This window comes from Nostoc sp. FACHB-152 (assembly GCF_014697475.1).
Taxonomy (GTDB): domain Bacteria; phylum Cyanobacteriota; class Cyanobacteriia; order Cyanobacteriales; family Nostocaceae; genus Nostoc_B.
In genome coordinates this window covers 1-24645 of record NZ_JACJRV010000028.1, presented here as the reverse complement: position 1 = coordinate 24645, position 24645 = coordinate 1, and the positions used below count along the sequence as shown (strand labels likewise).

22 protein-coding genes and 1 tRNA gene are annotated in these 24645 nt (G+C 40.6%); 12 read left to right on the top strand and 11 right to left on the bottom strand.

The features are described 5' to 3' along the window. Window positions 1-331 precede the first annotated feature (331 nt). The 3 genes from lpdA (at window position 332) to H6G76_RS18975 (ending at window position 3165) form a co-directional block, all read left to right on the top strand. Window positions 332-1759, top strand: coding sequence for a dihydrolipoyl dehydrogenase (gene lpdA / locus H6G76_RS18985; protein ID WP_190703890.1), 1428 nt, complete (start codon window positions 332-334; stop codon window positions 1757-1759). 79 nt (window positions 1760-1838) lie between these two features. Beyond that, the gene (trpC, locus tag H6G76_RS18980; protein WP_190703887.1) at window positions 1839-2729 is read left to right on the top strand and encodes an indole-3-glycerol phosphate synthase TrpC; all 891 of its coding nucleotides are present in this window, start codon (window positions 1839-1841) and stop codon (window positions 2727-2729) included. A gap of 184 nt (window positions 2730-2913) precedes the next feature. Then, window positions 2914-3165, top strand: a complete 252-nt coding sequence (locus tag H6G76_RS18975; protein WP_190704014.1) for a DUF5340 domain-containing protein — start codon at window positions 2914-2916, stop codon at window positions 3163-3165. A 10-nt stretch (window positions 3166-3175) separates the two neighbouring features. On the opposite strand, the gene H6G76_RS18970 is transcribed toward H6G76_RS18975, so the two are convergent. Together H6G76_RS18970 and H6G76_RS18965 are read right to left on the bottom strand one after the other, a co-directional pair. Further along, entirely contained in the window at window positions 3176-4255 is a 1080-nt protein-coding gene (locus tag H6G76_RS18970) for a glycosyltransferase family 4 protein (RefSeq protein ID WP_190703885.1), read from the bottom strand. 47 nt (window positions 4256-4302) lie between these two features. Then, window positions 4303-5052, bottom strand: coding sequence for a bifunctional 2-polyprenyl-6-hydroxyphenol methylase/3-demethylubiquinol 3-O-methyltransferase UbiG (locus H6G76_RS18965; protein ID WP_190703883.1), 750 nt, complete (start codon window positions 5050-5052; stop codon window positions 4303-4305). Window positions 5053-5332: 280 nt separating this feature from the next. Here H6G76_RS18965 and H6G76_RS18960 point away from each other — a divergent pair, with 280 nt between their 5' ends. Together H6G76_RS18960 and H6G76_RS18955 are read left to right on the top strand one after the other, a co-directional pair. Next, on the top strand, window positions 5333-6625 hold the full coding sequence (locus tag H6G76_RS18960; protein ID WP_397333607.1) for an ABC transporter substrate-binding protein: 1293 nt from the start codon (window positions 5333-5335) through the stop codon (window positions 6623-6625). Between the two features lie 404 nt (window positions 6626-7029). Next, window positions 7030-8181: an alanine--glyoxylate aminotransferase family protein gene (locus H6G76_RS18955; protein WP_190703879.1), complete on the top strand. Its 1152-nt coding sequence runs from the start codon at window positions 7030-7032 to the stop codon at window positions 8179-8181. A gap of 341 nt (window positions 8182-8522) precedes the next feature. Here the strand turns inward: H6G76_RS18955 and H6G76_RS18950 are convergent, their stop codons facing one another. Beyond that, window positions 8523-8717 (bottom strand): DUF2949 domain-containing protein, encoded by a 195-nt coding sequence (locus H6G76_RS18950; protein ID WP_313934797.1) that lies wholly within the window; start codon window positions 8715-8717, stop codon window positions 8523-8525. Window positions 8718-8758: 41 nt separating this feature from the next. Between H6G76_RS18950 and H6G76_RS18945 the strand changes: the two genes are divergently transcribed. Beyond that, entirely contained in the window at window positions 8759-8899 is a 141-nt protein-coding gene (locus H6G76_RS18945; protein WP_190704028.1) for a hypothetical protein, read from the top strand. Window positions 8900-9243: 344 nt separating this feature from the next. Here H6G76_RS18945 and H6G76_RS18940 read toward each other — a convergent pair whose 3' ends face one another. The 5 genes from H6G76_RS18940 to H6G76_RS18920 all read right to left on the bottom strand — a co-directional run bounded on the left by H6G76_RS18940 (window position 9244) and on the right by H6G76_RS18920 (window position 13176). Beyond that, window positions 9244-9774, bottom strand: a complete 531-nt coding sequence (locus H6G76_RS18940) for a DUF192 domain-containing protein (RefSeq protein ID WP_190703874.1) — start codon at window positions 9772-9774, stop codon at window positions 9244-9246. Between the two features lie 168 nt (window positions 9775-9942). Next, the gene (gene nblR, locus H6G76_RS18935; protein WP_190703871.1) at window positions 9943-10629 is read right to left on the bottom strand and encodes a response regulator transcription factor NblR; all 687 of its coding nucleotides are present in this window, start codon (window positions 10627-10629) and stop codon (window positions 9943-9945) included. 151 nt (window positions 10630-10780) lie between these two features. After that, the gene (locus tag H6G76_RS18930; protein WP_190703868.1) at window positions 10781-11698 is read right to left on the bottom strand and encodes an NAD(+) kinase; all 918 of its coding nucleotides are present in this window, start codon (window positions 11696-11698) and stop codon (window positions 10781-10783) included. 221 nt (window positions 11699-11919) lie between these two features. Then, window positions 11920-12909: an SDR family oxidoreductase gene (locus H6G76_RS18925; RefSeq protein WP_190703865.1), complete on the bottom strand. Its 990-nt coding sequence runs from the start codon at window positions 12907-12909 to the stop codon at window positions 11920-11922. Between the two features lie 162 nt (window positions 12910-13071). Next, entirely contained in the window at window positions 13072-13176 is a 105-nt protein-coding gene (locus tag H6G76_RS18920) for a PetM family cytochrome b6-f complex subunit 7 (protein ID WP_190703862.1), read from the bottom strand. Window positions 13177-13596: 420 nt separating this feature from the next. Between H6G76_RS18920 and pdxA the strand changes: the two genes are divergently transcribed. Continuing rightward, window positions 13597-14679: a 4-hydroxythreonine-4-phosphate dehydrogenase PdxA gene (gene pdxA, locus H6G76_RS18915; protein WP_190703858.1), complete on the top strand. Its 1083-nt coding sequence runs from the start codon at window positions 13597-13599 to the stop codon at window positions 14677-14679. A gap of 63 nt (window positions 14680-14742) precedes the next feature. Beyond that, a tRNA-Val gene (locus H6G76_RS18910) sits at window positions 14743-14816 on the top strand. 161 nt (window positions 14817-14977) lie between these two features. Here H6G76_RS18910 and H6G76_RS18905 read toward each other — a convergent pair. Genes H6G76_RS18905 through H6G76_RS18895 form a run of 3 tightly spaced genes read right to left on the bottom strand, consistent with a single transcriptional unit; the run spans window position 14978 to window position 20215 of the window. After that, window positions 14978-16375: a TniQ family protein gene (locus H6G76_RS18905; protein WP_190703855.1), complete on the bottom strand. Its 1398-nt coding sequence runs from the start codon at window positions 16373-16375 to the stop codon at window positions 14978-14980. Continuing rightward, window positions 16365-17516: an ATP-binding protein gene (locus H6G76_RS18900; RefSeq protein WP_190703852.1), complete on the bottom strand. Its 1152-nt coding sequence runs from the start codon at window positions 17514-17516 to the stop codon at window positions 16365-16367. Before H6G76_RS18900 ends, H6G76_RS18905 begins: the two co-directional genes overlap by 11 nt. Window positions 17517-17518: 2 nt before the next feature. After that, window positions 17519-20215 (bottom strand): TnsA endonuclease N-terminal domain-containing protein, encoded by a 2697-nt coding sequence (locus H6G76_RS18895; RefSeq protein ID WP_190703849.1) that lies wholly within the window; start codon window positions 20213-20215, stop codon window positions 17519-17521. Between the two features lie 146 nt (window positions 20216-20361). Between H6G76_RS18895 and H6G76_RS18890 the strand changes: the two genes are divergently transcribed. The 4 genes from H6G76_RS18890 (at window position 20362) to H6G76_RS18875 (ending at window position 24569) form a co-directional block, all read left to right on the top strand. Then, on the top strand, window positions 20362-20649 hold the full coding sequence (locus H6G76_RS18890; protein WP_190703847.1) for a helix-turn-helix domain-containing protein: 288 nt from the start codon (window positions 20362-20364) through the stop codon (window positions 20647-20649). Window positions 20650-20699: 50 nt separating this feature from the next. Further along, on the top strand, window positions 20700-21689 hold the full coding sequence (locus H6G76_RS18885; protein WP_190703844.1) for a TniQ family protein: 990 nt from the start codon (window positions 20700-20702) through the stop codon (window positions 21687-21689). A gap of 812 nt (window positions 21690-22501) precedes the next feature. Beyond that, on the top strand, window positions 22502-23821 hold the full coding sequence (locus tag H6G76_RS18880; protein ID WP_190703841.1) for a hypothetical protein: 1320 nt from the start codon (window positions 22502-22504) through the stop codon (window positions 23819-23821). A gap of 43 nt (window positions 23822-23864) precedes the next feature. Beyond that, window positions 23865-24569: a caspase family protein gene (locus tag H6G76_RS18875; RefSeq protein ID WP_190703838.1), complete on the top strand. Its 705-nt coding sequence runs from the start codon at window positions 23865-23867 to the stop codon at window positions 24567-24569. The last annotated feature ends 76 nt before the right edge of the window (window positions 24570-24645 follow it).

The window sequence follows — 24645 nt, the reverse complement described above, 5'->3', positions numbered from 1 at the left end:
TGATTTCTACACTGATATTTCTTAGTAGTTTCTAATACTAATTAACTAAGATTTTTGGGTAATTTATTGATGTAACAAAAAATAAAAGAGTGTCAAAGGTGAGCAACTATTTTTACAACCTGAATGAGCTATTACACTCTTCAAAAAAAATTAGCTACATCAGTATAAAATTAAATAAGTAAATAATGTTTACTAAAATTGTTAATAAATTTATCTATTCGCCTGCTAGCGTGAATCATAATAGTTGATTTAGCCACTCCCAACCTCAAGGGGTTGTCAGGATTGCTAGTCAAGTTGAGAATAGATAGGCGAAGCACACGGGGAAACTAACGTGAGTCAAGGATTTGATTACGATTTAGTAATTATTGGTGCGGGTGTAGGCGGGCATGGCGCAGCCCTACACGCGGTAAGCTGCGGTTTGAAAACGGCGATTATCGAAGCAGCAGATATGGGAGGAACCTGTGTCAACAGGGGCTGTATTCCATCAAAAGCTTTGTTAGCAGCAGCAGGACGTGTGCGGGAGTTACGCAATGCCCACCACCTCAAGTCACTGGGCATTCAAATTGGCAATGTGGAGTTCGATCGCCAAGCGATCGCTAATCATGCCGGCAATCTAGTCTCGAAAATTCAAGGCGATTTAACCAATAGCCTCAAGCGTCTGGGTGTTGATATCATTCGGGGCTGGGGCAAAATCGCAGGTACACAGAAAGTCACTGTCACGGGCGATGGCAGTGAAAAAACCATCACCGCTAAAGACATTATTCTGTCGCCTGGTTCAGTTCCCTTTGTCCCTCCAGGGATTGAAGTAGACGGCAAAACAGTTTTTACCAGTGACCAAGGCGTAAAACTTGAATCTCTACCGCCTTGGGTGGCAATTATTGGTAGCGGTTACATCGGCTTGGAATTTTCTGATGTTTATTCGGCTTTGGGCAGTGAAATCACGATGATTGAAGCCCTAGATCAGCTAATGCCAGGGTTTGACCGCGACATTGCCAAACTCGCTGAACGGGTATTAATTACCCCCCGCGATATTGAAACTAAAGTCGGCATTTACGCGAAACGAGTCATTCCTGGTTCGCCAGTGGTAATTGAGTTAGCCGACTTCAAAACCAAGGAAGATTTAGAAGTCTTGGAAGTCGATGCTTGCTTGGTAGCTACAGGACGCATCCCTGCTACCCAAAACCTCGGTTTAGAATCTGTGGGTGTGGAATTAGATAGACGCAACTTTATCCCTGTAGACGATCGCATGGCAGTGCTGAGTGCAGGTGAAGTTGTGCCACATCTTTGGGCAATCGGTGATGCCAATGGCAAAATGATGTTAGCTCACGCTGCTTCTGCCCAAGGTATTGTCGCTGTCGAAAATATCGTCGGGCGATCGCGTACTGTAGATTATCGCAGCATCCCCGCCGCCGCCTTCACCCACCCAGAAGTTAGCTACGTTGGTTTAACAGAAACCGCCGCTAAAGAATTGGGACAAGCAGAAGGTTTTGAAGTTGGTACTAGTAAGAGTTACTTCAAAGGTAACTCCAAGGCGTTGGCAGAAAACGAAGCCGACGGTATTGCTAAGGTAATCTATCGCAAAGACACAGGTGAAGTTTTAGGCGTTCACATCTTCGGGATGCACGCTTCTGACTTAATTCACGAAGCCTCCGCCGCCGTCGCTAACCGTCAATCTGTCCACACCCTCGCCCATCTAGTTCATGCCCACCCCACCCTCTCGGAAGTCCTAGATGAAGCCTATAAACGGGCAGTAGCTTAAAAAAGTATGAAGGATGAAGTCTGAAATATAAACTTCATCCTTTACTTTTCATACTTCACACTTCACACTTCATAGTTATATGCAAATCCGTCGCCGTCCACCTAGCCCAGCTATAGATGTATCCATATTGCGCTATCAGGTTGCCCTGCCAGATGCAGCACCCAACAATATTTTGGAAGAAATTGTCTGGCAAAAAGAAGTTGAAGTTGACCAAATGCGAGAAAAGCAGCCGTTGATAGAGTTGCAAAAACAAGCACTTTCTGCACCGCCAACTTTGGATTTTGTTGCCGCCCTTAAACAAGGTAAGACAAAACCAGCGTTGATTGCCGAAGTCAAAAAAGCTTCACCGAGTAAGGGTGTTTTACGGGAGGATTTTGACCCTGTAGCGATCGCTCTATCCTACCAGCAAGGTGGTGCTAGTTGTATTTCTGTATTGACGGATGTTAAATTTTTTCAAGGCAGCTTTGACAACTTAGCTAAGGTACGCGCCACCGTTGATATACCTTTATTGTGTAAGGAATTTATTATTTATCCTTACCAGATGTATTTAGCCCGGATTTATGGTGCAGATGCGGTTTTATTAATTGCAGCTATCCTCAGTGACCAAGACTTACAATATTTCATCAAAATTGCTAAAGCCCTGAATATGGCAGCTTTGATTGAAGTCCACAGCTTAGAAGAACTCGATCGGGTACTAGCTTTAGATGGTGTTTCCTTAGTGGGGATTAACAACCGCAATCTAGAAGATTTCACCGTAGACTTACAAACTACGTGCCAACTTTTAGAAGCTAGGGGTGAGCAATTACGTGAACGAAATATCTTAGTTGTCAGTGAATCGGGTCTACATACCCCCGACGATTTAAGTATAGTAGAAAAAGCAGGTGCAGCTGCCGTGTTGATTGGCGAATCATTAGTCAAAAAACCAGATCCAGAAGTAGCGATCGCCCAACTCTTACCTAAAAGTTATTAAAGGCGATGCTATATTGCTCTGTGCTGACGGCAACATCATCTCTACCGTATTACTTACCTCTTTGCTAAAACTTAATTCCTAAATACATACACCCTACAACTAAAAATTTGTTTCTTGTGTAACAATTCATAGCAAGAGATAAATTTTGATGAATACAAATTATACATCTGCAATATTAAGCCACATGGAGCAAATTCCTCTGCCGTCACCCATTCACTACGAGCTGATACTGCAACTTTTAGAAAGACAAACTATGTTAGCAGTCAATCAGAATCCAGATTTACGAAATCAGGTAAATCAGCTAATTATTACTCTCCGCAAAGCCGCAGTCCAACAAAAACGGCTAGAACAAATTTGTCAGGTTTCTTCTATGCCTGTGGATCACCGTTGGTCGCTCAACCATCATATCGCGGAGAGAGTGGTTGCTCCTGATTAATGCTGACAGCTTATTTGCTCTGATGGCTCAAAATGTCAGCAAACCATTTTTCTAAGCGATCGCCCATAGCTTCTAAAGAATACTCATCTTCTGCACGCTGACGACAAGCTAGGCGATCGATTTTATCAAGACGATGAATAGCTTCTACTAAACCTGGAACGCGATCGGGTTCTACTAAAAAACCTGTGTTACCATCCTCTACAATTTCAGCTAATCCACCTCGGCGATAAGCTATTACTGGTACTCCACAAGCCATTGCTTCTAAGGCGACTGTTGGGTAAGCATCGATCCATCGGGGCGTTGCTAATAAAGCTCTACACTTACCTAAGTGCTGTTGTAGCTCATAGGTCGGCAAAAATCCCATATATTCTATTGGAGCTTCAGGATATTGTTGATGAATTTGTTGCCAATAAGCTGTATCTTGCAACAGTCCAAAAATCTTCAGAGAAATACCTGTAATTTGAGAAGCAGCGACTGCATCCTCTAAACCTTTTTCTGATGCTATCCTGCCTATCCAAGCTAAAGAATTACTAGGTTGACTACAGAACTGATAAGCAGATACATCTACGCAATTACGGACATAAACAAATTTCTCAGCAAATGTAAAAGTATCTGCCTGAACTTTGCCTTGAACAGCAACGCTACCAGGAAACTCATTCGCTACCTTTTCAATAACTCTATCCATTGCATCTGTCAATGAACTCATACTGATGAAATGAGCGATCGGACAGTTAAAAAAAGACGTTAAATACAAAGGCAACCAGTCATAAGCAAAATTCAAAATCACATCATAATTTGCTTGCGCTTGCCGGGCATAATCCCACATATTCGCCAACACAGAATTACAGGGTATTAAAACCGGGTCAACCCGCAACTGATTTTGGGCCGGTATTTGGATTGCGCCCGGAATTTCTGTAATCGGTAAAGAACAAACCGAACCCTGTGGAGCCACAATCTCTATTTGGTGTCCTCTTCGCTGTAGTTCTTTGGCGAAATTTAATACATTTAATTCTACCCCGCCTCCCAATCCACTACCGATCGCACCAACTGGTGTGGACATAATTAATATTTTGTGTGATTTGTCTGCCATTGATTTTTTGAATGAAATTAATCAAGCTACAAGCTATTTCCCTGCTGTTAATTATGCTTACGGTAGCAACGGGCTGTAATCAGATAAGGATGAAATACTTCTAATAGTTTATTTTGCAGTGTCCCAAAGAAGCGATCAATAACTTTTGGATCGTCTAAATGGAAGGGAAACTCATAGTTGAAACCTTTAAAAAAATACCAATTCATAATAATTTTTCCCTGAGCCGTCAAAGCTTGATGAAATTTTAATAACTGCTGACTAGGCTCTGGTAAATGTTCTAAAACATCAAAACATAAAATAGTATCAAATACTTCTTGTTCTTGGGCTGGCATTTTTTGATAACAAGTTATTTTGTGTAATAATCCCATTTTTTTAGCTCGATACTTTACAAAATCAAGGTTAACAGGATTCAGATCGCAATAAATTACTTGCTTTACGTTGGGCGACATTGCAGCCCCAATTGTATGAGTGCCAATTCCACCACCAAAATCTAAAACTATACCTTGGGCATGGTCGGCAATTAATCTTAAAGTATCTCCAATGTATTCATGACTTTCTAAATGCCATGCACCAAGTTCAAATAAATAAAGTTCCCCAACCTTTTCACTATAAAAAGCATTGACTTGTTCCCAGTCAAAATCTTTGTGTCCTAAATCTTGAATCTCCTCACGTTTGTTTATTAATTTATTATCGAGAATCTCTGGCTCTAAATTTAAAAATTCTTGGAGATGTTGCTTCAAATAAAACGAGTTTTGCAAATAATTGTCCAAAAAGCTAGGGGTAGGAAAATTTGGCATAAACTATCTTATAAAATTAACTTAGCAGTTATTATGTTACTATATGCGCTATATTTTTTACTTATGCATAAGATTTTTATGAATACTTAGCATATTAATAATATTTCTAAATACTTAAATTTTTAATTCTCTACAAATAGTAAAAATTAGCTAATAGCTATAGCTCAAACTTACAGAAATATCAGTAATTTACAAATAGATCAATACTGTTTGCAATAATACATTTGTTGAATCTGACTACACACCAACTATGAAACCTATTATTTTTTTATCACCATTTATGAAATTCATTCGCCGATTTCTTTATTCCACAAGCCAACTGGCGATTTTGCTCACTATATTAAGTGGATGTGTGATATTTTTATCGAGTTGCCAGAGGACTGTACAGCAAGATAACCACGTTATTCATCTGACACTATGGCACGCTATTAATCCTCCTGTAAATCGTGATGTATTTCAAAAATTGGTAGATAAATTCAACCAGACTCATACTGATGTACAGGTGGAGTCTATCTATGCTGGTCAACTCGATCAACAACTGCCAAAGATTTTAACAGCAGTTGTCGGTAAAGTACCGCCAGATATTCTCTCCTTTTACCCACAAGTTACTGGTCAGTTTGTGGAACTAGGGGCAATTCGACCTTTAGAAGGTTGGCTAGACCAATCACCTCTTAAATCAGAAATTAGCCCTAACCTGTTAGAAGAATTAACATTAGATGGACATTTATGGTCATTACCACTGTATACGAGTAATATAGGCATTTTTTACCGCCCCAAACTTTTTAAAGCTGCGGGTATTACAGATACACCCAAAACTTGGGCAGAATTGCGACAAGTAGCCAAAAAATTGACTTTAGACCGCAATGGTGACAAAAGGCCAGAACAGTATGGGATGTTGCTCCCTTTGGGTAAGGGAGAATGGACTGTTTTTAGTTGGTTTCCCTTTTTATTGAGTGCTGGTGGTGAGGTTGTCACTAATGGCCAACCCAACTTAAATAACCCTCAAACGGTTCATGCTTTACAGTTTTGGCAAGACTTGTTAAAAGATGGTTCAGCTACTCTTTCTCCTCCAGAACGTGGCTATGAAGAAGATGCTTTTATTGGGGGTCGGGTAGCGATGCAAATTACCGGGCCTTGGACTTATATCACTAAATCTAACGTTGATTATCAAGTTTTTCCTATTCCTAATGATGTTCGTCCAGCAACAGTCACAGGTACAGGCAATTTTTATGTGATGAAAACCACGCCAGAGAAAGAGAAAGCTGCACTCAAGTTTTTAGAGTATGTTTTAAGTGAAGAATTTCAAACCGAATGGGCAATTGGTACAGGATTTTTACCAGTGAATCTAAAAGCTGCCCAAAGTACAGCTTATCAGCAATACATTAACCAAAAACCTTGGATGAAAGTGTTTTTAGAGCAAATGCCTGTGGCACGTGCAAGACCTACTTTAGCTGGTTATAGTCGTTTATCTGATAGTCTTGGCCGAGCAATTGAAGCTACATTGTTAGGTGAATCTCCCCAAGGAGCTTTGAAAAAAGCACAAGAGCGTTTAGATTTAATTTGGGGAAAATAAGTGATTACACCAGTAGAGACGTAGCAATGCTACGTCTCTACAAAAATTTGATAATTCATTGTACCTGTACCCCAATTTGTGAGATTCTAGAGAATCGCCGCTATAAAACTTAAACAAACTGGGTAATAAACTTAGATGTCTCCTTGTTGTTAGCTGAAAATAAGCTTATACATATCAGATGCGAAGATTGATGCGTCTGGTGGAATTTCCTTAAAGAAGATTAGGTTATCTAGAGTTCTCAAATTGTAAAGGTCAAGCTGACCAACAATTTCTATGGATTTAAAGAATACAAAAAATACTGGAGCTAAATTAAACTGTATGTGCATATGACTATGTATAGTTTTTGCTCTAGAATTAACCATCCCGCAAACTTTTAACTTTTATTTGCTTACTAGGACAAACATATGCAAGATAAGCTGATGCTGATGATTCCTGGCCCCACCCCGGTGCCAGAAGCGGCTTTACTAGCTTTAGCCAAGCACCCTATTGGCCACCGTACCAGTGAATTTAGTAATTTACTGGCAGAAGTGTTTGCCAATCTGAAATGGTTGCACCAAACTGAAAATGATGTACTGATGCTGAATGTTAGCGGTACAGGTGCAGTCGAGGCGGGGATAGTTAACTTTCTTTCTCCAGGCGATCGCATTTTGGTTGGCTGTAATGGTAAATTTGGTGAACGTTGGGCAGAAGTCGGCCAAGCCTATGGTTTAAATGTCGAAACCATTACTGCGGAATGGGGTAAACCTTTAGACCCAGCGCAGTTTGCCGAAAAACTACAAGCAGACACCGCCAAAGAAATCAAAGCCGTCATTATTACCCATAGTGAAACATCAACTGGTGTTCTCAATGACTTAGAAACTATCAACCGCCACGTGAAAGAACATGGTCAAGCGCTAATTATTGTGGATGCGGTGACTAGTTTAGGCGCATTTAATTTGCCTGTGGATGCTTGGGGACTAGATGTAGTAGCTTCTGGTTCTCAAAAAGGATACATGATTCCCCCAGGGTTAGGTTTTGTTTCTGTGAGCAATAAAGCTTGGGAAGCATACAAAACAGCTAAATTGCCGAAATATTATCTAGATTTAGGCAAATACAAAAAATCTGCCGACAAAAATACCACACCTTTCACCCCCCCTGTCAATTTAATTGTGGCACTGCATACCACCTTGGGGATGATGAAAGAAGAAGGTTTAGAGTCCATCTTTGGGCGACATGAACGCCAAAAGAATGCTACTCGCGCTGCTATTAAAGGGTTGAATTTGCCATTGTTTGCCGCAGATAACTGTGCTAGTCCAGCAATTACAGCAGTAGCACCAGTAGGTATTGAAGCGGATAAAATTCGCTCGTTGATGAACAAGCGTTTTGATATTGCCTTAGCTGGTGGTCAAGACCATCTGAAAAATAAAATTTTCCGGATTGGTCACTTGGGCTTTGTCAGCGATCGCGATATCCTTAGCTGCATAGCATCTCTAGAAGTTGTGTTGCTAGAACTAGGTTACGAAAACTTTACCCCCGGTGCTGGTGTAGCGGCAGCAGCCAGAGTATTGGCTCAGTAGTGCTTAATTATTGGTCAGAAGTCAATACTGTTCGGTTAAGCATTTTTAACTTGTAATCTGGTGTTGGGAAAAGGTTAAAGGGTAAGGGTTAAAGGTTTTATTCTACTTTTTCCCCTTCCCCTTTCCCCTTTAGCCGAAAGGTATTGGGTCATAAGTCATCAATTAAAACTTGAGACACATAGCCAAAATCAAAGAGCGAGTTAAATCACTGTTTATAACTCGCTCTTTTAAATTGTATTTAAATAGTTAGATTGGCAAAAAACAATTTTTCTATCTCTTAACTTAGGCACCAGACAGAGTGGATGTGGCATACATCAATTATCCTGCATGAGCTTTTATATCTATACTACAGTCTCTAGCCAGTCGTAAATTTGCTCTAACTGTTCCATAGTAATCAAACCATACTGCCAAAGAATCATCGGCAAAGGCCCAGGATCTTGTTCCCGATGCCGTAAAGCGACTGCAAGAGATGCTGCCGAAATTGACAAATCTTCCTGCAAAAAATGAATCAAACGTGAATATGTAGATGATGACATTTGTAACTCACCTCCTTGTCTAGTATGTATAGTCGTCATATATGGATTTACCATTTCTCATTTTGTCCGCAGCTACTACTTCATCTGTGACTGTGCAATTACCGGATTATGATCCCAAAATATTGCTTGAGATTCCGCAAATAGAACGCTTTTTTCGAGAAAACTGGGAAATTTCAGCTTGATAATCATCGGTTTGCTCAGTTTTCTAGTAGCACGTCCTGCAAGTTAAATTGGTTTCATCCTGAAGTTGCTTCAGTGTTTTATTTAATTACACATTGAGTAACAAAGATTCCATTGCTAATGCTCTCCTATGAACTACTATTTACACTTACGTCAAAAGGAGGATTTTTCGCCATGAATCTTTTAAATTGTTATTTTACCTCTTAAGTAGTATTCTTTACTATCTTTGTCATCATATTAGATGCTTTAGATACAATTTGTTATTTCATCTTTACTTAACAGTTTTTTTTACAAAAAATATATGCATTGAAACCTTGTATAGCTAACTGTACAAGGCATTTAGCTTTTATTTGCGTAAATTACTGTTAGCTAAAAATTTGATTTTTACCTTATTACCTGGCTGTAACTTTAATTCGCTGGCTCTTCCTGCACGTAACTCAATAACAGTATCGATTGGTACATTAGGGCCATAAGTAGAGCAGGGTTCACTGGCACAAGGAGGGGCAGCCGCCTCAATATACTTCACTACTCCATTTTGTAAAAACACCATATCTAAAGCTACAGGTACATTCTTCATCCAAAACTGAACAGGCTGTGCCGAAGGGAACTTGAATAACATACCGCGATTATTTGGTAAAGCCGGTCGATACATCAAACCTTTTGCTTGTTGTTCTGGAGTCAGTGCTACTTCCAAGTCAATTGTTGTACCGTTAGGAACAACAGCCTTAGCCGAAATTGGTAGTGTTTGACCGAGGTTGGCTGGGGCTTGAACTGGGGCAGTTTGTGTATTTGCGGGGGTTTTAGCAGTTGTTTGCGTAGAACACCCCATCAGTAACAGACTCAACACTACTGGGAGTAAACTTAGCCAACTTATCATAAAATTTGCCATTTTATTATTTAAATTTTGATTTTACAGAATTTATTGCAGAAAGCCCACTTCTTTTAGTGTTCTTTTGGTAACGGAGGTAGATAGACATATTCAAAATTAAAACTCCTACCCTGTTGAAGAATAGGAGTTTTTGAGTGGCACTGTCAGGTTTAGGCTTTAAGACTCTCGCAAAACATAACCTACACCGCGCACTGTTTGAATTAGCCGCTTTTGACCTTCATCTTCAATTTTTAAGCGGAGGTAACGAATGTATACTTCTATAACATTCGACTCACCCATAAAATCGTAACCCCAGACATTTTCTAGTATTTGTTCACGAGTTAAAACTTCACGAGGATGTTCCATTAAAAATTTTAATAACTCAAATTCTTTCATTGTCAAATCAATCACCCGTCCGTTGTGAATGGCACGACGGGTTGATATGTCTAAAACTAATTCTCCAAAGCGTAACTGCTCTGTAGTATCAATATCAGGTTTTAAATATATCCGAATTAATTTTAAAAATTCTTCTGAGCGATAAGGTTTGAGAATGTAGTCATCGGCTCCGGCTTCTAGACAGGCTACACGGTCGTCAACTGTATCTCTGGCCATTAATACCAGCACAGGAGAACGCAGACCCGCACTTCTCAAATTTTTACATAATGAAAGTCCCGATTCTCCCGCTAGCATCCGGTCTAAAACTATTAAAGCAGGCTGCAAATCACGACAGTGTTGCAACCCAGTAGCGGCATCGTGAGCCAAAATTGAGTCATAACCTGCTTCTTGCAAATCACAAGATAGCTGATTTGCTAGACTCTCATCTGTTTCAATTACTAAAACACAGGGACTGTGAGCAATTGTCATAAGTAAGCCACATATGATGAGTCAATAGTCAATAGTCAAGAGCAGCAAAATGAAAAACACTATACTTGCTGTTTCCCAATTCCATTTTTAAAGTAGAAATTCGGAAAAAAACACAAGAAACAATTTTGACTACTTGACTATTGACTAAGCATTAAGGTAACTCCACTGAGGTCGGTTTGGCTATGTGCGGTAGACCCCATCCAAGTTTTTCTCGTAAGATGCGGAAAAACTCTGGTGGTTGCAGGCGAATAAATCGGACACTATATTGCGATCGCTCTAAATATACCCGATCTTCTGGGAAGACGTAACATCCTGCATTACCATCTACAACCATCACCAAACGCGGAATATTCACAGGGTAGACGCTGACTGTTTCTGTGTCTGGAAACACCAAAGCCCTAGACGCTAAGGAGTGCGGACAAATCGGTACTAATTGTAAAACAGGTACTCCAGGCGTAACTACTGGGCCACCAGCACTAAGTGAATAAGCCGTAGAACCAGTAGGTGTAGAAACAATTACCCCATCAGCAGCAATATCCACTGCTGCATGACGACCTATGGCAATTTCAAAATGGCACATACTGGTTAACGGTTCCCGATGCAACACCATTTCGTTTAAGCATAGGGCTTCCCATAATACCGACTCCCCTCGCAATACCTTCACGGTCAGCATTGCCCGTTCTTCGATTTCATACTGCCCTGTCATTGCTTGTTCAATGGCTTGGGGCAGTTGATTGAGGTAAGTTTCTGTTAAAAACCCCATATGGCCAGTATTCACCGTTAACAGTGGTATACCACTGGAGGCAACCTGACGAGAAGCTGCTAAAACAGTGCCATCTCCCCCTAGTACCACCGCAAACTCCATATCTGAGTCAAAACCAGGCGGTGTTAAACCTTCAATGGGGGTATGACATACAGGGCTTTCTGGATTTGAGTAGCCCAGTATGCCACCGATACTAGTTGTGACACATACATCCCAACCGGCTGCGGTGAGTTTGTCTTTAAGTTCGATAGCGACGCGACTCGCTATCGGTTTTACATCATTGTAGATAATGCCTGCTTTCGGCACATTCAAATATCCAAGTTTTGCAGATGCTTTGTACTATGTAATCGTTACATATTTTAGTCAAAAGTCAAAAGTCAATGGTCTAAAGTCTAGCTTCTGGGAACAAAATCGGCATTGTTAGAAATTTTGACCATTGACCAAAAAATATGAAGTATAAAAAATTTTTTGGTATATGCCCCATTACTTGATGGCTGAGGTAATTTTATACTTCAGCTGACTATTGACTATTGACTATTGACATTTTTAAAGGGAGACCTTTTATTTTTTTGCTTTTTGGTCTTGGTTTTCTCGTAGTTTAGCTCCTTAAGTTTTTTCATAATCCTATTGAAGTACTCTTGTAAGTAGCTTTCCAGGGTAGTTGTTTCTTTTGGATCTAAGCCAAAGACTTTATATACTTCATCCATTGGGCCATTTAAAGGTCTGCCACTAGCCAAAACTTCTGTAAATGCTAGTCTGTCTGCGACATTCCACCCCCACTGGAAGAAGCGGACAAATCCGCGTACTGTACGCAATAGGTTTAACGGCATCCGTGTGACTTTGGCATCTTTGCCAGATAAGCGTTCACACAAGTTAATAATTTCTTCTGCACTCCAAGCACGAGTCCCAACTACGGGAAAAGCTTGTTTTTCTGTTTCTGGCACACTCAAAGCCCGCACGGCAAATTTAGCTATGTCTTGAGTATCCATATAGGCAATAGGAGATGACTCACCAGTTACCCAAACTGGTTGCCCTTCTAAAATAGGTATGCCATATTGACCAATTAACCCTTGCATGAATCCTGCTAAACGTAAGATGGTGTAATTTAACCCAGATTCAGCTAAGAAAAGTTCTGTACACCGCTTGATTTCCATCAACGGTACTTCTGGGTATTTATCGGCATCAATTATAGAAAAGAAGATAAAACGTTCTACACCCGCAGCTTTTGCAGCTTGAATTAAAGCTACTTGGCCTTCCCAGTCTACCTGTTTGATAGTTAAGGAATCGGTAGCACGAGAAGTAGCTGCATCAATAATTGCGGTTACTCCTTCTAATGCACCTGGGAGGGTTTGAGGGTAACACAAATCTCCGACGACTAGTTCTGCACCCCACTCTTTTAAGAAAGCAGCTTTTTTAGTACTCCGGACAAGACAGCGTACTTTATACCCCTCATCGATAGCACGACGAGCCACTTGTCTTCCTAAGGTGCCAGTGGCACCGACGATTAGTAATGTCATGAGGGTTGTATTAAATCTTAAAGTTTTATGAAATGAATCTTAACAGAATTATATCCGTAAACAAAAGTTTACACTCTTCTCAGAAGTTTATTAATATTCAGAAAATAAAGAAACAGCGTTGTCCGTGGTTCGGACACGCTATTTTTTCAGACTCCAGAGAAATTATTCTTCTGCACCCTGGATTTTCAGCAATAAAGCCCCTATAGCCCAGCCAACAAAGATTAAACTAAAAGCCAGAAAAGCTGTACTAAAAATTTCGCCGCCCATTGGGATGACTCTCCTTTGTGTATGGTTTGTAATAATTCTAATGGTTTAAACCTTAGAATTCTGTTTCTCAGGCTGTGTGCTGACGTTAGACTTGTTTGCTCAAATCTAATTTTTGCCAGTCCTGCTACACAGTTAATTACCCCAGATAGCCTGGAATAGATGTGAGATCTACTTGCGCTACTCAACAACTACGGTTGAATTAGACCTGTGTAAATAATTCTAAACTAGTTTGATGGACAATCCCTAGCATTGAGGGATCAGGTTAATCAAAGGCGCGATTGACGCAGACTCAGACTGGATGATTTTTCTGTAGTAATTTTTCAAGGTGGCCGTTCATCTATTAAAGTTGGCAATATAGCTAAAAAATTTCTTTTATCTAGCCCCTAGCCTCTAATCTCTATTTCCAACTGTGCTGATTCTATGTATCCAATCAATCACAACCAAACAGAACATACTCCACGTTTAGCAGTGACTTTGGGAGACCCCGCAGGAATTGGGCCAGAAGTAATTCTCAAAGCTTTGGCAGACCCAGAATTGAGTCAACACTATGATATTACTGTGATTGGAAATCGGGATTTGCTGGCGCAGATTTATGAACAGTTGAATTTAGGCGGTAATTTAGCACCTTTGGCAAATCCAGATATTTTAAATGTGATTGATGTGCCATTAGGTCAGAATATTGTGGATGAGATTGTGATAGGTACAGGTAATGCAGCTAGTGGTAGTGCGAGTTTCGCTTATATGGAATATGCGATCGCCCAAACACTAGCTGGTAAATTTGATGCTATCGTCACAGGCCCCATCGCTAAGTCTGCTTGGAAAGCCGCAGGTTATAACTATCCCGGACAGACGGAACTTTTAGCGCAAAAATCTGGTGTGGAAAGATTTGGGATGTTATTTGTGGCGCGATCGCCCTATACTGGTTGGACACTCCGCACACTGTTAGCTACTACCCATATTCCTTTACGCCAAGTTCCAGAAGCACTTACACCGGAATTGTTAACCAAAAAACTAGATTTATTAGTAGAGTGTTTACAGCAAGATTTTGGCATTTTTGAAGCGAGAATTGCGATCGCAGGTTTAAATCCCCACAGTGGCGAACAGGGACAGTTAGGAACCGAAGAATTAGATTGGTTCATTCCGTGGTTAAAGGAGGAACAGCAAAAGCACCCACAATTGCAATTAGCTGGGCCGATACCACCAGATACAATGTGGGTCAAACCTGGTCAAGCTTGGTATGGTAACTCTCCTGTAAATAATTCAGCCGATGCTTATCTGGCACTTTACCACGACCAAGGCCTGATTCCCGTGAAACTGATGGCATTTGACCGAGCCGTTAACACTTCCATTGGTTTGCCATTTGTCCGTACCTCACCCGACCACGGCACAGCATTTGATATTGCAGGTAAGGGTATTGCTGACTCTACAAGTATGAAAGCCGCAATCCAATTAGCTGCTGATTTAGCTACTGCTAGAAGAAAACAACTAACAGATGATTTATAAATACTGAGTTTTTTATTGACTTATATTAGATAAATATGCTAATTTAGATAATTGTGTGGTTAAGGACGTATAGCTCAGTTGGTTAGAGCGCTACGTTGACATCGTAGAGGTCACTGGTTCGAATCCAGTTACGTCCATTGTTTATTTGTACAGTGACTAATTATTTTTGTGACTTTACCCATAACTTTGCCGCAATGGCAAGCTTATGGTTCCAATAAAGGGCGGCAAAGTTATGCTTCCAATTTTCCATCTGTAGAGAAAGAGGCTAACTAAGTCTACCTTTTTAAGTTTAATAGCTTTACACTCCAATTTCACGCCGTGTTTCATTTAAAGCAGCACGAACCTGTTTGTAACGGAGATATCCAGGATGAGCCATTATTTCAGACACACGAGCTTCTGAAGGGTATTCTCCTTGATGATGCAACTTAAGCACAATCTGCTTAACTTCTCTGCAAGACTGCTGTATCTTTTCTTTGTGACATGCTTTACCATAACTAAGGTATTTGGCAGAAATAGCACGGCATAAATCTGGAAAATGCCTGAAAATTGTTCGCCTATTATATCCCAGGCTTGTAGCTACTTCTTCCATTGTCGGTGGTGGCTCGTTGTTGCTTTCAAGGATTGCTAACAAAGCATCTTGTACTTGATTAGCCTCGAAAAGTTTTGGAGATACTCTCTGTGCGGCCGATCGCCGAATAGTTTTGTGTGAGATTTTCTTAAAAGATTTAGCAGCAAGTTGTTCTGGTTTTAGCAAATCTAGCAGGGATATTTCTAAGCAATAACAAATTTTGAGAAGCATATCAAGCACTGGTAAAGCTTTACCTGTTTGCCACATCCATAAAGTATTTTTTGGGATTTCCATCAAACGGGCAAACTCTGCTACATTTCCATCAGTTACTATATCTATGACCAGACTCAAAGATTTGGCAATTTCTTCTTTTGCTGGTGGAAAATTAAAAGATAGGGTAGAAGAAATTAATTCTCCAATAACTTCTACTATCCAAGTTTGCCATTGTAATTCTTCTTGAGAGACAGTTAAGCAATCCATATATTCTGAGGATGACTTGGCAGCAAGTTTCATACCAAGCCAACCACCACACTTGGAACAGTAACCTGGTTGCGATCGCCAACTTAGTAGCGGAAATTCCTGCTGACAGTGAGGACATTGGAAACACAGATATATTTTGTGTAAATGACATGCTTTTACTGAATTTATATTCCAAATTAATGGTTTATAAATTACTTGCTTAGTCAAACGCCATTCTTCATAACATAAAGCACACCAAGCACTTTGGGTACGAAACAAATTTCGCGTGGGAATGACTTCAGCCCAAAATAGCAGGGTCAGCAAGTGCAAATCTTCTATAAGCGTTAGGTTTTGAAGTGCTTGTACTAAATCTATTGCTATATCTCCTGTACCATTTATAGCTGTGGCACGGTCGAAAAGAGAACGTAAATCTCTACTAGTTCGAGATTTCAAAAATATTTGTTTTAGCAATGGTGTAATTGTTCGTGAAATTAATACCTCTGGAGGTACACAATGAGCCTCAGCTAATCTTTCTATATATCCTGTAAGGCTTTCTACCATTGGTGTTCTTAGACCAACAGGCTCTAATTGATACAAATGACTCCGAGATGGAATAGCAACCTTTTTTAAGTCCCAATATTCGTATGTTGTTAGTTCATTAGTTAACATCTTGCGGCACTCCAATGGGATCTCTTTTAGGTTTGCGTTTGCCAACCTTTCCTGGCGGACGACTAGTTTTTGGGGTTTCTTCGGGTAGCACAATTGGTTTTTCGCCAAGTCCTAATGCAGAGCGTAAGTCTTGAACATCTTGTTCTGTTTCAGATAATTGTCGTTCGCCTTCTTGAATGTCTTTGAACATTTTCTGACACTGAGCAACCGACAACTCACATTTTTGTAAGTCTTTAACAGTGATTGTTGTTGCTTCTCGAGCCAGGGCATCTTTAAGAACGCGCCTCAGCCAATCTTTCAGTATGCCAACACATCCTAAAGTACGTTCATAAAAATATTCCCAATGGCTAACTAAATCTGGAGTTTCTGCTAGTGGCATATGCTGTTGGAAAGTTAACAATACACTTTTAAAAGCCTGTACATCCTCTGGATTGTCAGCACAATAACGGCGGAAATGAATATCAACACTACGACGTGAGAGTTGACCGCTCAAATTACGGAATGTAAGTAGTTCGTATGTTCCTAATAGACAGTGCAAGATGCCTGTCATATTTGCTAAAGATTTGAGACAGTCTAATTGATCTTGTAGCTTGTATCCGCTTGCTACCTTACCAAAATGTTGTGCTTCATCTACAAAAAATACGTCTGGATGACGATGGATGAGAGCATTTTCTAAAGCTCTGCGTAGAGCAGGTGCAACTACTTTCGACTCAACATTAATTTTGCCAAAATTATCGCGAGAGATACCACGCACACCGTAATCAAACTTGTAATCTATTAAGGGTTCTTCTAAGGCGATTAAGGCGCGTGTGTAGTATTCTTTCCAGTTGAAGTATCTCGATTCTGGGGCCATAGCTTCAATACCAACAGCAGGAACACGACCGCGATCGCTTTCCAGTTTAGCTAATGCTAGTTCTGTTAATTTCTGCTCAACACGGAGTCGCAAAGTTGTTTTACCGATACCGCTAGGGCCATAAACAAAGATAAATGAGGCTCCTGCGGGTTCAGCAATTGTTCGCATGAGAATTTCATTGACTTCTTGAAGCCGAGGATGCGCTACGGTTTTCTCCTTAAAGTAAGCAAGCCTTTCTGTAGCTGGTTGCGTGAGGAGTTCAAGAGGAAATGCATCAAGTATTGTCATAATTAAAAGTCCTCATATACTACAAGTGTTTCTGGGACGATCGCTTCATATTTAGCTACTTGAGTCTCAGTATTTTCAAAAGGAACTTGAATAAGTTTTGGTTGTTCGTTACGGCTTGTTGTCGCTTTTTTGCCCTCAATTACCCTGAAGACTTCCTTAGCTTCTGTATCATAGGAACGCTGTTCTAATAGAGCTTCTTGAGCTTCTACCGATGCTAAAAATTCTGCTAGATTCTTAGCTGAAACTTGAGATTGTTGTGCATGATTTGAGGAGCGTTTGCGTAACTCGGTACTAGCTAACTTCAGTTCTTTTTCTGAACGACCTTGGAGTTCTACATAATATTGAGAGGTACACTGTACCCACTGTCCTCGAACAAAGGCGTAAGCGATACCAATATTAAACGGGTCATATCTTATCTGCACAGAGGTATTTTCAATTTGGGGATCGCGGAAACTATTAGACCAGTAGTAGATGTAGTTAATTTTTACGCCGCGTCCAACTTGAACTTTTGCTTTTCCCTCTGAGGTGGTAGGTAGCGTAAGAATCTGGAAGTTTTCATCGTAAGGAATCATGCGGTGAACCCGACTGCCACCAATCGCCATACCCGCTGCAAACGCATCCCTCGGACTTTGGAATAGTGCTGGATGTTCGTCTGTATCATAAACTTCGTAAGCCCAAGCACAAAGATATTCATAAAGTAAACCAAGTGTCCATACAGCTTGATTTTTAGGGTTAACGGACTTGGTGACTTGGCGCACATTACGAGTTATTTGCGTATTACCTAGTAAGTTATGGACAAATTGAGTGTTTGAAGTTCCAAATAGACGTTCGCAGACCGACCCAAAACGAGCCTTAGCTGGCGGTCTTTGCTTTTTTGTACATTCAAAAGTAGCTAGTAGTGTTTCAAAGTAAACGCTATGAAATTCAGTACCGTTATCTACGACTACAATTTGGGGAAGTCTACCGTGACGCTTGACACAAATTCTTAGCACCATTAAGCAAGAACGATATGAGGGTGAGTCAAACGTTAGGTAAACTGCCAGCAATCGCCGTGAGTAAGTGTCTACAAGAAATGTTGCCCAAGGTCTGCCAAGATTGCGACCTGTACGAGAGCAAACTAGCTCTACATCTAACTGGGTATGGTCGATATGTCCAATTTCAAAGGGGCGATCGCCGTGTCTTGGGGTAGTTTGGGTAAGTTCCCAATAGAAGGATTCATGTTGATACGCGGCACGGCGACCTTGGCGTTTTTTAGTCTGTTCGTAACCAGTACGGCATTTTACTTCTTTAGTAAATGCTTTGTAACTCGGAGTAATTACACCAGATTGTTCGCAAGCTCGAACTAAAGCCCCGTAAACCTCCCACATTCTTTTTTGTTTAAGCGTTTCATAGTCTTCTAAAATAAATTTCTCCATAATTGCTAAGGTGTCTTCGGGCAGTTTGCGCTGACGATTACCTTTGACACTGCGATGGGACAAAAGCCCAATGTAGCCGCAACCGTATTTTTGAATTGCAGTTAGATATTTAGCTTTCCAGTCACGAATGGTACGGGCTGGTATTGTTTTGTTTTCTGGGGGATGTCCGTTTAAGTAAGGTTCGATAGCTTTGTAGCGTTCAAGGGCTTCTGCTTGGTCTTCTGGACTAGCTTGATAAAATCGCTGCCAAGATTCTGTGCTAATAGCTGTTTTTTCTGGTGTTTGGAGACTGGTGATTTTTCCTTGACGAACCAGATTCTCAAATACAACTTTTTTGAGTTCAATTAACTGATTATTTTCTGCGCCAAGTATAACCTCTGTTTCTCCAACATGAATGATATTTAAACCTTTGCCGTCCCAACTAACAAGCGTTCCAGTGGCAATATTGATTACAGGAGAGATAGCCGGAAGATTTACACTTGGCTGCTCAACCATTAACCTATAAGCACTAGCAGTTTGTTCGTCACGAAAGATTAGGCATCTTTCTGGTTCCGCAAGTGGTGTAGCATTTAAATCAAAATAGATTCGCTCTTGAGCAATTAAGGTGTAGATATCGTCAGATTTAGCTTCTGTTGACCGATTGAGTACTTCTGCTAAAGTTATTCCTGGTTGAGATGACACAGTTGCAAGTAATGATTGAGCGATCGCTTCTTCCACTACTAGAAATTCTGAGCGATAATAATCTTCTAAAAATTGCAGATTACGTTGCACAACCCAATTGATTTCCCGATCTGAACGAATGCGGTAATAAAGCCCAAATTGGTCAGCATAGACTTCCCCAGGCGGGCAATGCCATTGATTATCTTCTTGAGAGTAAAAGTAACGATTGGGGTTTTTCTGGGCTAGTTTTTTTAAATCCTGCTCAGTTTTACACTCTTCCCAACCAGCCGAATTGGTTCGGATGACAAAGAAATCTGGGGTGTGTAAAACGCCTAATCTACGTCCGTTACTTGCTTGATAGTCAAGTTTAATTTGCGGTGGTTGATCGTAGAATTCTAGAACATCGTCATCGTGTTCTAACTGATAGATAATTGGCAGTTCAACCCGATGAGACTCAAATTGAATTGTGACTCCCATCTTGCGGCTAGGGTAGCGTCCCGAAACATTCTTACTACCGCCACCTACGCGACGGGATGGCTCAGATGAGCAAACTTTCTCAATAATTTTTTGCCCTGCCTCGGATATTTGAAGGCGAGCAACCCATTGTTCCAATTGCTCTTTCATATAGTCCTTAGTAAGCACTTTGCGCTTGATTTTATTTCTCTATGAAAATAAGACCATAAAGTTAGCAACTTGCTTATCTGATGCCATGATACTTAACTTTATAACACTTATAGTGTGCAAAAATCCACTGATAGTAGATGGATTTAATGACGATACTGGTTCAGTATTGTTTTGTGACACAGAAACACTTCAGTATTGAGTACCGCTTTGGCAAAGCAATTAGGCGGCGAAGGCGAGAGCTAGATTTATCCCAAGAAGAACTGGCTGAAAAGTCAGGGCTTCATCGCAACTACATCTCAGGTATCGAAAACGGAGAGCGTAACCCTTCGTTAAAAAATATTGTTAAGTTAGCCGCAGCTTTGGAGATATCTGTCTCCGATCTCTTTGTTAATTACGGCATTGAGGTTAAGAGTGAATTAGAAACTAATTCTTGAAATTTGGTTTTTACAACTAAAGTGCCAGCGTTTAGGTTAATCCAAGAGGTATGACTATTTACTTAGAACATTGGAACCTAAAATCTCCAGAAATACCGCAACGAAGTCGGTTATTTTCTCTTGAACCTGTGGCGGTGGGAACTCCCTACGCAGAAAGTCTTAGTAGCTATCTTCATCGTTTGGCGCAGGCGCATTGTTTAACCACTCAAAAGCTCGTTATGGGAGAAATTGCGCCACTTATCCTCAAAGATGAGGATAAATCTGAGCTATTGGCAAAAAATCTGAGTCACCTATTGGGAAATAGCGACGCTAAACCGACTATCAACGGAATGCGAGAAATGACAGCAAAGTTAGTCACTGTCTTAGAAGAGTTAACAATGCGTCAGGATTTACGCTTTTTGACCCTTTTAAGCTGGAAAGGAATGATTTATGACAAGGGCTTATTTCGCAACTATCGCGCTTGGTGTCCTTGTTGTTGGGAGGAGTGGAAGCAGGAGAACAAAACTATCTATGAACCGTTATTATGGTCATTTAAGGATGTAGAATTTTGTTTGATTCACAAACAGCGATTAATCCAAGAATGTCCTGATTGTGGTTCACGTTTACCTGTAATGACTAAGTTTTCACCTGCGGGATTTTGTTCTAGTTGTTACGGGTGGTTAGGACAGGAAATTAAAGGCCAAGAAGAAATAGAGAAATATCGAGTTAATATTCAAGGAATTAGCGAATTAATTGCACTTACTCCCCAATTAGTATATAAACCTATCCCAATCGAACTAACCCGAAAATTACAATTAATGTGGTTCGTGTTTGAACAAGCAATTGGAAAGGATTTGAAGCTATTGGGAGATTTAGGGGGAATCATGGAATCGTTGAGGATAGCCTCAACAACAAATCAAAGTCAACCTTATCATTTGGTGAAGTTGATTATTCCTGTGTGCGAGAAGGCGAAGATTACTATATCCCAGTTGTTTGGGTCAGATTTTCAGGAATTGGGCGAGATATTGTTCAGGAATTTTAGTCTGGAATTAAAGTTTTAGAATTTTAGTATAAATAAGGATTTATGGTTAAAAAAGTTTGGCATTAGTCTTATCAGAGCCTGATTACTGTTGTCACGCAGCCTTTTGAGGGAAAATCTTAGATTTTAAGCCAATGTTTATAATCTTTACCACTTCCTCGACCGCGACCTTTTTTTATGTATCGCTTATATTTTGCTTATGTCCATTCGCTTCTGCCCCTAACCATAAAAATAACCTCTGGAAGCGATCGCACTTTTACTTGGTACAACTGTACTTACTTAGAGGTTATTGTTCAATAGTTTTATGAATTGTTGAACCGAATTATTCCTCTAAAATTGTTGTAAAAATATAAAAAAGTTGTAGAATTTTTCAAACCATAGTCCTGTGTGCTTTTCAGGCAATATATTTCCGTTTAAATCATTTAAAAAACCTTTCTAAGCAGTCATAAAACTAGAGGTCAATTAGTGAGGCGGTTTAAGAGGTCAAACTCAAACTTAGCTTCCGTCTACTTATAGCTATAAAAAATCTCTTGAAGGCGATCGCATCTCTTAGATACTCAAGCTGTTGGTTCAGCTTTGCACTTGAGTGCGATCGCACTCTATTTGATGCCTATAGCATGGGGCACTCGCCTAACCTCTCAAAGCCAATTTACTTTTGCATTGGACTCCAGTCACCAGAAGGTATAAACGCAGCGCAGTAATAAAGATACTGGTAATTTTGTACGTTAAAAATAAAATTGTACGTATATTTACGGTGTTGATATGATGATTTATTTGTGTAAAAGTAGGGTACACAACTCAAGCTAATGATTTGATTTTGAGGAATTTATAAGTATGCCATTTGAATTAGTCCCTGGTACCTCGCTACATTACTATCTGGTTAACTTTGATGCTTTAGGTAACGAACGGGACGAAGCGGATGGCACGAAGATGAGTCAGACACTGATTCAGGTGTTGGCAAACGAACCAATCACTGATGTGTTCTTTATCAGCCACGGTTGGCTAGGAGATATCCCTGCGGCACGGAATCAGTACACAAAATGGATTACGGCAATGGCAGCAAATACGGCTGACATTGAGAAGCTGAAACAAGTGCGACCGAACTTCAAGCCTTTACTCATTGGGTTACACTGGCCCAGTTTGCCCTGGGGAAATGAAACTTTAACGGCTAAAACAGAGGAAGCGGTTGTTGAGTCAATCGTCTCGGAATATGCAGAGCGAATTGCCGATACCGAACCCGCACGGAATGCTTTAAGGACTATTGTCACAGAGGCACTAGAAGATGTGGCTCCAGAGCGACTATCGGGTGAGACGGTTGAAGCTTACCAAGTTTTGAATCAGGAAGCAGCACTTGGTAGCGAGGGCGAAGCAGCAGCACCCGGTAATGACCGTGAACCTTTTGATCCTGAAACGATCTACAAAGAAACTGAGATTGATGAGGACTCTGTTCCATTTGATGGGTCAGATGGTTTTATTCTCAGTCGTATATTTTCGCCACTGAGATCGCTGTCTTATTGGAAGATGAAAGCACGGGCACGTCAGTTTGGTGAGCGTGGAGGCTTTCAGTTTCTTAGCCAACTCCAGCTGGCGGCGGGTGAACAGACCCGATTTCATCTAATTGGTCACAGTTTTGGGTGTATTGTTGTTTCAGCCTCCCTGGCTGGTCTGAAGGGGAAAGGCGTTTTACCTCGTCCAGTTAACTCTCTATCGTTGATTCAAGGGGCGCTATCTCTCTGGTCATACTGTGCAGACATTCCAGTTGCCAAAGGTAAGCCGGGTTACTTCTATCCGTTTATTGCCGATGGCAAGGTTGCAGGCCCCATCATCACAACTCGGTCAGAGCATGATAGTGCGATTGGCACTCTATATCCCCTAGCTAGTGGAATTGTGATGAGCGACCCAGCTTTTGGCGATCCACCCAGGTATGGGGGAATTGGAACGTTCGGAATTCAGGGTGATGGCTTGGAAATCAGTGATATTGAGATGTTGCCTTGCGATCGCGTGTATCACTTTGAGCCAGGTAAGATTTATAACCTAGAGGCAAGTAAATATATTTGCAAAATTTCTCCAGATGCGGGTTTGGGAGGGGCGCATAGCTCCATCGATGAGCCGGAAGTAGCTCATGCAGTGTGGAGCGCGGTGATCGGAATTTAGTTTTGTTGGGTTGAGCGGCAAAAATTAAGGAGTTGATTAAAATATGATAGAGAAAGGGGTCGCCTTTTTAGTCGGAATTGACGAATACCAAGATGAACGCTTAAAGAATTTTGGAGGAGATGCGACCCCTACGGAAGATGTTAGAGATGTTATGGAATGGCTGGAGTTAAATCATAGTCAATATAAGGTCTTGCCTCAGTTTACGTTAACAAAACAACCTATCACCTGCGAAATTCTTGATCAAAAACTAGAGGAGTTGTTGACTCAGCCAGCCTACAAAAACGTTTTAATTTATTTCTCTGGTCATGGCTATCAGATTTTAGATGGGGATACGAAGAAACAAAAAAGGTACAAAGGATATTTAGGAACGTATGATTCAGAGCTTTTATTGAATAAGAACGGAGAGTTAGATCAACAAAGATATGGTCTCTCTTTTGAACGCCTGAGCGAATTGATCGGTGATGCCAAACATTTAAATAATTTGGTACTTTGGATTGACGCTTGCCATAGTGGTTTTGCTATTCAATATGAAGTTTTACGTTCGGCTTTAAGTCGGCTTTCTCCTAGTTTCAGCTATTGTATTCTGGCTTCTTCTCTTAGTTCAGAGGAATCATATAGCGGAGTCTTTACAAGTACCTTAGTAGAAAGGCTAAAAAACAAAGCGTTTGGAGCTATCACCGCAGATGTGATATCAAAATATGTTCGAGAAAAGCTAAATAATAGCTTGCGGGGGGACAAAATGGTCTAGAATGCTTATCTTACAAAGAGTGTAGCAATTTGTGGTAAAAGAAAAAGAGCATTTATTCGCAATAAGCTCTATTTAA